At 64.6% G+C, this 2,888-nt stretch carries 3 protein-coding genes; all 3 read left to right on the forward strand.

Annotated elements, in window-relative coordinates; all coding sequences use genetic code 11:
• Window positions 1-1,471: tRNA uridine-5-carboxymethylaminomethyl(34) synthesis enzyme MnmG (gene mnmG / locus AC3IFE_RS20420; RefSeq protein ID WP_489191743.1), on the forward strand; the 1,471-nt coding region annotated here is incomplete at its 5' end.
• Entirely contained in the window at window positions 1,468-2,154 is a 687-nt protein-coding gene (gene rsmG, locus AC3IFE_RS20425; protein WP_489191744.1) for a 16S rRNA (guanine(527)-N(7))-methyltransferase RsmG, read from the forward strand. The genes mnmG and rsmG, both read left to right, overlap by 4 nt.
• Window positions 2,155-2,205: 51 nt before the next feature.
• The coding region (locus tag AC3IFE_RS20430) for a ParA family protein (RefSeq protein WP_489191745.1) at window positions 2,206-2,888 on the forward strand (683 nt) is incomplete at its 3' end.

A 2,888-nucleotide genomic window follows, 5' to 3' on the forward strand; every position in this document is an offset into this window, starting at 1 on the left:
CACGGGCGGTCGCGCGGGCGATCCGGCGGCCGTGTCGCTGTCGTCGCGCCTGAAGGAGCTGAAGCTGCCGCAGGGCCGGCTGAAGACCGGTACGCCGCCGCGTATCGACGGCCGGACGATCGACTTCTCGAAGCTCGACGAGCAGCCGGGCGACCTCGATCCGATTCCCGTGTTCTCGTTCCTGGGCCGCGCGGAGCAGCATCCACAGCAGCTGCCGTGCTGGGTCACGCATACGAACGAGCGCACGCACGACATCATTCGCGGCGGTCTCGACCGTTCGCCTATGTATACAGGGGTGATCGAAGGCGTCGGGCCGCGCTATTGTCCATCGATCGAGGACAAGATCCACCGGTTCGCATCGAAGGAATCGCACCAGATCTTCCTCGAGCCGGAAGGCCTGACGACCAACGAGTTCTACCCGAACGGGATCTCGACGAGTTTGCCGTTCGACGTGCAGCTCGAACTCGTGCATTCGATGCGCGGCCTCGAGAATGCGCACATCCTGCGCCCCGGTTACGCGATCGAGTACGACTACTTCGACCCGCGTGCGCTGAAGGCGTCGTTGGAGACAAAGGCGATCAACGGGTTGTTCTTTGCGGGCCAGATCAATGGCACGACTGGCTATGAGGAAGCGGCTGCGCAGGGTCTGCTGGCCGGCCTCAATGCGGGCCGCTACGTACAGGAAAAGGATGCATGGTGCCCGCGTCGCGACCAGGCGTATCTGGGCGTGCTGGTCGACGATCTCGTCACGCGCGGCGTGGCGGAGCCGTACCGGATGTTTACGAGCCGCGCCGAGTATCGCCTGAGCCTGCGCGAAGACAACGCCGACATGCGCCTGACCGAGGTCGGTCGCGAGCTGGGGCTGGTCGACGATGCGCGCTGGGACGCCTTCAGCCGGAAGCGCGACGCTGTTTCACGTGAAACCGAACGCCTGAAGTCGACGTGGGTTACGCCGAAGACGCTTCCTGCGGAAGAGGCGACCGCGTTGCTCGGCAAGGCGATCGACCATGAATACAGCCTCGCCGAACTGCTGCGCCGGCCGGGCGTGAGCTATGACGGCGTGTGCGGGCTGAAGGGCGGCGAGTGCGGCCCCGCGGAGCCGTTGACCGACGATCCGGTGCTGCTCGAGCAGATCAAGGAGCAGGTCGAGATCGGCATCAAGTATCAGGGCTATATCGAGCGCCAGGCATCGGAGATCGAGCGCAACGATGCGAACGAAAACACGCGCCTGCCGGACGGTATCGATTACCGCGAAGTTCGCGGCCTGTCGTTCGAGGTGAGCCAGAAGCTCAACGAGTTCCGGCCGGAGACGGTCGGGCAGGCGTCGCGCATTTCGGGCGTCACGCCGGCGGCCATCTCGCTGCTGATGGTGCACCTGAAGCGTCGCGGCCTGGGCCGCCGTAACGGCACGGCCGCAGAGGCCACAGCGGCCGCGGAGCAGGGGGACGGCACCGTCCCGACGCAACAATGACGGCGCGTCGCGCGCCGGCGGTTAATCGGGACGTACTGGAGGGGATGCTCGTCGAAGGCACGGCGGCGCTCGACCTCACACTGACGGATACACAACGCAACCAGTTGCTCGACTACGTCGCGCTGCTCGGCAAGTGGAACGCAGTCTACAACCTGACCGCGATCCGCGACCCGAAGCAGATGCTGATCCAGCACATCCTCGATTCGCTTTCCATTGTCCCGCGTCTGCGCGGCCGTGCGTCGGCGCGCGTGCTCGACGTCGGCTCGGGCGGCGGGCTGCCCGGTATCGTGCTGGCGATCGTCGAGCCGGGCTGGCAGGTCACGCTGAACGACATCGTGCAGAAGAAATCTGCGTTCCAGACGCAGATGCGCACGGAGCTGAAGCTCGCGAACCTGTCGGTCGTCACCGGGCGGGTCGAATCGCTGCAGCCGGGTGTCGAAGTCCCGGAAAAATTCGACATGATCGTATCCCGCGCTTTCGCGGACCTGTCCGACTTCGTTAAACTTGCTCGACATCTGGTCGCGCCGGGCGGATCGATCTGGGCGATGAAGGGCGTTCACCCGGACGACGAGATTGCGCGGTTGCCGGAAGGCAGCCGCGTGAAGCAGACGATCCGGTTGGCTGTGCCGATGCTCGATGCGGAGCGGCATCTGTTCGAAGTGGCCGTCGACGACGCGAATTGAAGGCGCGCGGTAGCGCGCCGTTTGTTTGAAGGTAAAGGGAACACACCAACGATGGCAAAGATCTTCTGCGTTGCGAACCAGAAGGGGGGCGTCGGCAAGACGACGACATCGGTCAATCTCGCCGCAAGCCTTGCAGCGCAGGAGCAACGAGTCCTGTTGATCGATCTCGACCCGCAGGGCAACGCGACGATGGGCAGCGGGATCGACAAGGCCGCCTGCGAAGCGACCGTGTACGAAGTGCTGGTCGACGGCGTGTCGGTCAGCGACGCGCGCGTGCGTCCGGAAGGCGTCACTTACGACGTGCTTCCCGCGAACCGCGAGCTGTCCGGCGCCGAGATCGAACTGATCAGCATCGACAACCGCGAGCGCCGCCTGAAGGCCGCGCTCGAGCGCGTGGCCGACGACTACGATTTCGTGCTGATCGATTGCCCGCCGACGCTGTCGCTGCTGACGCTGAATGGCCTGTGCGCGGCGCACGGCGTCGTGATCCCGATGCAGTGCGAGTACTTCGCACTGGAAGGGTTGTCGGACCTTGTCAACACGATCAAGCAGGTTCACGCGAACATGAACCGCGACCTGAAGATCATCGGCCTGCTGCGCGTGATGTTCGATCCGCGCATTACGCTGCAGCAGCAAGTCTCCGATCAACTGAAAGCGCACTTCGGCGACAAGGTGTTCGACGCGGTGATTCCGCGCAACGTGCGCCTCGCGGAAGCGCCGAGTTATGGGTTGCC

It is taken from the genome of Burkholderia sp. APQ4-4ca, assembly GCF_057837105.1.

What these genes read in the sequence shown, in the direction of transcription:
- rsmG (WP_489191744.1), top strand. Translation starts at nt 1,468, where the DNA reads ATGACGGCGCGTCGCGCGCCGGCGGTTAATCGGGACGTACTGGAGGGG.